This is a genomic window from Mesorhizobium sp. M2C.T.Ca.TU.002.02.1.1, from assembly GCF_003997225.1.
The window spans coordinates 1-5,894 of sequence record NZ_RZTO01000361.1 but is presented as its reverse complement, the minus strand read 5'-3'; the positions used below and the strand labels follow the sequence as shown (position 1 = coordinate 5,894).

The window sequence follows — 5,894 nt, the reverse complement described above, 5'->3', positions numbered from 1 at the left end:
GCGATCGACTTCGCCTACTGGATCGCCGGCGGCGACGTGCAGCGCGGGCCTTACGCGGCCGCCGGCGGCCAGCCCGGCCATGCCGCGGCCTGGGAGGACGACGCCGTCAACGCCGCGACCGGAGACTTCTATCGCGCCACGCGCGCGACGCTCGAAGGCGCCTGGGTCCGTCCGCGCCATGACGGCTACATGGCGTTCCAGCAGCAGGCCTCCGACCGGATCAACGAAGGTCTTACCGGCCGGCAGGACGCTGGCCAAGTCGTCGCCGACATCAATCGCCTATTCAGGGAAAGTTTCGCGCCGGCCGCCGCCGGCTAGTTCCAGTGCACCAAGGGAGGAGAAAATGACCAGCCTGATACGCGGCCTGTTCGCCGCAACCGCCTTAGTCTCGATGCCGTTCACCGCCCACGCCGCCGACGTGAAGTCGGTGATCGACGGGCTGCCGGATGTGCTGAAGGCGCAATATGACGGCGCGCCGCAGAAGGTGCTGCCCTCGGCCTGGGACAATTTCACGCCGCCGGCGAAGCCCTGGAAGTGGTGCCACTCGGAAAGCTACCAGGGTAATCCGTGGCGCGTGTCGGTCACCAAGGAGCTGAAGCGGCTGGTCGACGGCCTCATCGCCGACGGCACGGTGTCGAGCTTCGAAGTGTCGGATTCGAACAACGACCCGAGCCAGCAGATCAATCAGATCCGGGCCTTCATCGACAAGAAATGCTCGATCATCACCTCGATCCCAGGCTCGGCGACCGCGCTCGACGATGCGGTGAACGCGGCGGCCAAGGCGGGCATTCCCTTCATCACCGCGGCCGGTTCGATCACCAGCCCCAACGCCATCAATGTCGATTCCAACTATGCCCGTTGGGGCTACGATATGATGACAGCGATCGGCAAGGCAAAGCCCGACGCCAGCGTGCTGGTGGTCGAAGGCATCGCCGGCCATCCGATCGTCGTCCAGGAGAAGCAGGGCGCCGACAAGGCGCTCGGTGAGAACAAGGGCCTCAAGGTGGCGCGCACCGTCAACGGCAACTGGACGGCCAACGTCACCAAGACGGTGGTGCTGCAGGCGATCGCCACCAATCCGGCGCCGATCGACGCGGTGTGGACGACAGGCAGCGAAAGCCGCGTCGTCGCCGAGGCCTTCGCCGAAGCCGGTCGCCCGGCGCCGCTGATCACCGGCTCGATCACCGGCGATGCGCTCGGCTACTGGAAGGCCAATCCCGACAAGTACCGCTTCGAGGGCCATGCCGTGCTGCCGGGCTGGACGGCGCAGACGCTGTTTCGCGTCGGCGAGCGCATGCTCGACGGCCAGAAGCCGAAGCTCAACACGCTGCTGATCCCGATCCCGCCGGTGCATGCCGCCGAGCTCGACAAATGGTACAAGGACTGCATGACGCCGGACGCCGTTTCGGTCTTTCCGGTGCCGCCGACGGACCCGATGCCGGAGGACGTGCTCGACGCCTATTTCAGCAATCCCGCGCCGACCAAGGGCTGGGATTACTCAAAGGTGCCGGACGCCTGCGCCAAATGATGTCACGCGAAGCCGGTTATTCTTGAAGCGCCGGCTTCTCCGATCCGGGAAGAAAAATGCTCGAAGTCCAAGGCGTTTCCAAACGCTATGGCGAAACCGTCGCGCTGGCGGAGGCGTCGATCGCCTTCCGTCCCGGCACGATCCATACGATCCTGGGCGAGAACGGGTCGGGCAAGAGCACGCTGGTGAAGCTCTTGTCCGGAATCGTGCAGCCGGAGGGCGGCGCGATCCTGCTCGACGGCAGGCCGTTTTCCGGCGCGCAGCCCGCCGCCTTCCAGGCGGCCGGCTTCGCCACCGTTTTCCAGGAGGTGCTGGTCGCGCCCGATCGTTCGGTGGTCGACAACATCCTGCTTGGCCTCGACGGCCTGTGGCGACGAGGTGTGCCGCGCGGCGAGCGGCGCGCCCGGGCTCAGGCCGCGCTCGGCCGCTTCGCGGTGACGCCGATCGACCTCGACCGCCCATGCGGCGAGCTGCCGCTTGCCGCAAGGCAGCTTGTCGTGCTCGCCCGCGCCGTCATCCGCAACCCCCGTATCCTGATCCTCGACGAGGTGACGGCGGCGCTCGACTTCGCCGATCGCGAATCGGTCTTCGCGCTGATGCGCGCAATGGCTGGCGCTGGCACGCTGATCCTGTTCATCACGCACCGCATGGATGAGGTGATGGCTTTGTCCGATCGTATTTCCATTCTGCGCGCCGGCCGCGTGGTGAAGACCGAGGAGCGCGGCGCCTCGACGCCGGCCGAGCTTCTGGCGGCGATGGCGCCGCAAACGGCCGCGGAGTTGGCGCATGGCTGAGGCAAATTCTCTTCATGTGCGCGGGCTTGTCATCGCTCCCGGCGTCGATCCGATCAGCCAGACCATCGCGCCGGCGACGGCCTTGCGGAAGCTGGTGATCGATCCTGCCTTGCCGTCGACGGCGGCATCGCCTATCTGCCGCGCGACCGCCGCTCGACCGGCATTTTCCCGACCCAGTCGGTGCTCGACAATTTCGCCATCTCCACGGTTTCGAACGACCGCCGCTTCGGCCTTCTCTCCTTCGCGGCACGGCGCCGGCGCTACGAGGCTTACCGGCAAAAACTCAGCATCGTCGCGCCGCGCCCCGACGCGGCCATAACCACGCTATCCGGCGGCAACCAGCAGAAGGTGCTGCTCGCCCGGGCCCTCGCGCTGGAACCGAATTTCCTTCTGCTCAACGATCCGACGCGCGGCGTCGACGTGGCGACACGACATGTTCTCTACGACGTCTTCCGCGGCCTCGCCGCCGAGGGCATGGCGCTGGTGATCCTGTCCAGCGAGATCGAGGAGATATTGCTTCTCTGCCACCGCGTGCTGGTGTTCCGCGAGCAGCGCGTGTCGGCCGAGTTCTCGGGCGCGGAGATGACCACCGACACGGTGATCGCCGCCATGTTCGGACGCGCCGCATGAGCCCGGTCCTTCGCAAATTGCGCGGCGTCGGCTTTGCCGTCGTGATGCTCGTTGTGCTGCTCGTGCTCAACGTCGCGCTCAATCCGGCGCGCTTCCAGCCGTCGTCCTGGGGCACGCTGCTCGGGCTGGCCGCGCCGATCAGCGGTGCGGCCGTCGCCTCGGCGCCGGTCATCCTTGCGGGGCGCGGCGGCATCGACATCTCCGTCGGCCCGCTGATGGGCTTCGTCAACGCTCTGGTCATCCAGCTGCTGTTCCTCAACCTCGGCATCTCGTCGCCGCTGATCATCGTTCCGGCCGCGCTGCTGGTAGGGGCGGCGATCGGCGCCGCGAACGGCGTGCTCGCCACCATCGTCCGCATCCAGCCGATCGTGGCGACGCTGGGCACCTACCTGATCCTGACCGGCATCACGCTCACCATCCTGCCGGCGCCGATCGGCCCGGCGCCGGACTGGCTGAAGGCCATGGCGGGCCCGCTCTCGATCGTGCCGCTGGCGCTGATCGGCCTATGCTGGCTGCTCATACGCTGGACACCCTATCACGACCTGCTGATGGCCGTCGGCAGCGACGACCGCGCCGCCTACACGGCCGGCGTGCCGGTGACCAAGGTGCGGCTCATCGCCTATGTCCTGACCGGGATCTTCGCCGCCGCCGCCGGGCTGATGCTCACTTCGCTGATCGGCTCGGCCGACCCCAATATCGGACCGACCTATACGCTGATCGCGATTGCCGCGGTGGCCCTCGGCGGCGTCAGCCTCGCCGGCGGGCGCGGCGGGCTTGGCGGCGCCGCGATCGGCGCCATCGACATCTTTCTGCTGCAGAGCCTGCTCACCACCTTCAACGTCTCCACCTATGTGCTGCAGATCGCCTATGGCCTGATCCTCGTTATTGCCGTGGTGCTGACGGCGGTGCAGGAGCGGCTGTCGAGGCGGAAAGGCTGACCGGGATGACAAGCAACTGGTTCCAGTCCACCAACGCCCGCATCGCCGGCGCCTTCGCGATGGCGCTGCTTTTGCAGATCGTCGGCACGCTGCTCATTCCCGGCTATTCGGCGCCTTTCGCCATCCGCGCGCTGCTGGTCATCGCCTCGCTGCTGGCGGTGGCTTCGATCGGTCAGACGCTGGTGGTCATCATCGGCGGCATCGATCTTTCCATCCCCTTCGTCATCGGCTTCGCCAATGTCGTGGCGGCGCAGCTTTACGGCCAGGGGTGGAACTTCGCCCTGGTCTGCATTCTCGTCGGTGTCCTCGCTATCGCGACCGGCGCGCTCAACGGGCTGATCTCGCGCGGGCTCAACATCCATCCGCTCATCGTCACCCTGGGCATCGGCATGGTCGTCCAGGGCGCCGTGCTGTTGTGGACCGGGGGCTTCCCTTCCGGCTCGGCGCCGCAGGCCGTATCCAGCTTCGTCTCGATCGGCGGCTCGGTCGGTCCCTTGCCCGTACCCCTGCTGGTGCCCTGCCTCGTGGTGCTGACGGCGCTGATCGTGCTGGTGCTTGCCCGCACGCCCTATGGGCGCCGGCTCTACGCGGTCGGCAGCAACCCTGAGGCGGCACCTCTGGCGCTGATCGATCCGCTGCGCATGTGGGTCGTCACCTATGCGGCGAGCGCCTTCTTCGCGGCGGTCGCCGGCGTGCTTTTGCTCGGCTTCACCGGCTCGGCCTATGGCGATGTCGGCCAGCCCTATCTCTTCCAGACGATCGCTGCCGTCGTGGTGGGCGGCGCGGCGCTCGTCGGCGGCCGCGGCAGCTATCTCGGCACCATCGCCGGCGTCCTGGTGCTCACCGAAATCAACACGCTGCTGATCGGCCTCGGCTTCCGCCCGTCGACGGTGCAGGCCGCGCTCGGCCTTGTCATCCTGCTGCTCGTCTCACTCTACGGTCGCGAGCGCCACGTCCGCACGACGATTTAACTACCCTAGCCGCCATAGCCGGCGCGCATTGCCCGAAAGCAGGCGCGCCCGTTCCGACTCGCTCGCGCCGGCCAGCAGCGCATGCGTCGCGGCGATCCAGGTCGTCAGCCCGCCGCCCAGCGTGCAGACCGGCCAGTCGCTGCCCCAGATCACCCGGTCCCAGCCGAAGCTGCTGATCGTGTGCTCGACATAGGGTTTGAGCGTCTCGACCGTCCATGTCGCCGGATCGGCATAGGCGACGACGCCGGAGATTTTGCCGACGACATTCGGACGCCTGGCGATGGCCTCCATATGCTCGCGCCATGGATGCTCGGCATTGCCCTTGATGTCGGGCACGCCGCAATGATCGAGGACGAACTGGACGTCGGGCGCGAGATCGGCAAGCGCCATCGCTTTCGGGATCTGATGCGGCAGCACCACCAGGTCGAAGGTCAGGCCGGTGCCGGCCAGCCGTTTGATGTTCTGGCGAAACAGCGCCCCTTCCGAGACATCGTCGGGCACGACATGCAGCACGCGGCGGAAACCCTTGACGAACGGCTCGGCCTTGACCGTTTCCAGATAGGCCTCGAAACCGGCCTCTTCCGGCCGGCAGGCAGCGATCGCTCCACGAAGCAGGTTGCCTGGCCGACCGGCGACCGACTTCACATAAGCGGTCTCGGCGGCGATGTCGGCAGGATCGACATCGACCTCCATATGCAGGACGCCTTCGATGCCTGAGCGCCGCGCGTCGGCGGCGTATTCCTCATAGGGGAAATTGCGGTTCAACGCCGGCGCGCGGGCCAGCCACGGATAGCGAAGCGCGCTCTGGTCGACGAGATGCAGATGCGTGTCGATGATCATGGCGATAATCCTCCGAAGCTTCCGGCACTATCTCGCCGAAAAATCCATTATTCAAATAAGAAATTACGACGATTGCGGCACGTCGGATCCGGCGAGCTGCGAGAGCCTGGCGGCGGCGCCTTGCAGATGCCTGATCGTCAGCGTGATGTCCGGCGCCGTGGGGGCGTTGACCAGCGTGATATAGGGAATGGTC

6 protein-coding genes and 2 pseudogenes are annotated in these 5,894 nt (G+C 66.7%); 6 read left to right on the top strand and 2 right to left on the bottom strand.

The features are described 5' to 3' along the window. The 6 genes and pseudogenes from EOD07_RS19235 to EOD07_RS19210 all read left to right on the top strand — a co-directional run. Window positions 1-318, top strand: a pseudogene (locus tag EOD07_RS19235) (carbohydrate ABC transporter substrate-binding protein); the annotation flags it as partial. A 25-nt stretch (window positions 319-343) separates the two neighbouring features. Beyond that, window positions 344-1,528: an ABC transporter substrate-binding protein gene (locus EOD07_RS19230; protein WP_127236595.1), complete on the top strand. Its 1,185-nt coding sequence runs from the start codon at window positions 344-346 to the stop codon at window positions 1,526-1,528. Between the two features lie 56 nt (window positions 1,529-1,584). Further along, entirely contained in the window at window positions 1,585-2,322 is a 738-nt protein-coding gene (locus EOD07_RS19225; protein WP_127236594.1) for an ATP-binding cassette domain-containing protein, read from the top strand. A 126-nt stretch (window positions 2,323-2,448) separates the two neighbouring features. Continuing rightward, on the top strand, window positions 2,449-2,952 hold the full coding sequence (locus EOD07_RS19220) for an ATP-binding cassette domain-containing protein (protein ID WP_348627776.1): 504 nt from the start codon (window positions 2,449-2,451) through the stop codon (window positions 2,950-2,952). Beyond that, window positions 2,949-3,890 carry an ABC transporter permease gene (locus EOD07_RS19215; protein WP_127236593.1) on the top strand — a complete coding sequence of 314 codons (942 nt, stop codon included), beginning with the start codon at window positions 2,949-2,951 and terminating at the stop codon, window positions 3,888-3,890. Before EOD07_RS19220 ends, EOD07_RS19215 begins: the two co-directional genes overlap by 4 nt. Window positions 3,891-3,895: 5 nt before the next feature. Next, a complete protein-coding gene (locus EOD07_RS19210) occupies window positions 3,896-4,861 on the top strand; it encodes an ABC transporter permease (protein WP_127236592.1) in 966 nt (321 codons plus the stop codon). On the opposite strand, the gene EOD07_RS19205 is transcribed toward EOD07_RS19210, so the two are convergent. Both EOD07_RS19205 and EOD07_RS38580 read right to left on the bottom strand, forming a co-directional pair. Next, window positions 4,862-5,701 (bottom strand): amidohydrolase, encoded by an 840-nt coding sequence (locus tag EOD07_RS19205; RefSeq protein WP_127236591.1) that lies wholly within the window; start codon window positions 5,699-5,701, stop codon window positions 4,862-4,864. A 63-nt stretch (window positions 5,702-5,764) separates the two neighbouring features. After that, a pseudogene (locus EOD07_RS38580) lies at window positions 5,765-5,894 on the bottom strand (IclR family transcriptional regulator); the annotation flags it as partial.

What these genes read in the sequence shown, in the direction of transcription:
- EOD07_RS19230 (WP_127236595.1), top strand. Translation starts at nt 344, where the DNA reads ATGACCAGCCTGATACGCGGCCTGTTCGCCGCAACCGCCTTAGTCTCG.
- EOD07_RS19225 (WP_127236594.1), top strand. Translation starts at nt 1,585, where the DNA reads ATGCTCGAAGTCCAAGGCGTTTCCAAACGCTATGGCGAAACCGTCGCG.
- EOD07_RS19215 (WP_127236593.1), top strand. Translation starts at nt 2,949, where the DNA reads ATGAGCCCGGTCCTTCGCAAATTGCGCGGCGTCGGCTTTGCCGTCGTG.
- EOD07_RS19210 (WP_127236592.1), top strand. Translation starts at nt 3,896, where the DNA reads ATGACAAGCAACTGGTTCCAGTCCACCAACGCCCGCATCGCCGGCGCC.
- EOD07_RS19205 (WP_127236591.1), bottom strand. Translation starts at nt 5,701, where the DNA reads ATGATCATCGACACGCATCTGCATCTCGTCGACCAGAGCGCGCTTCGC.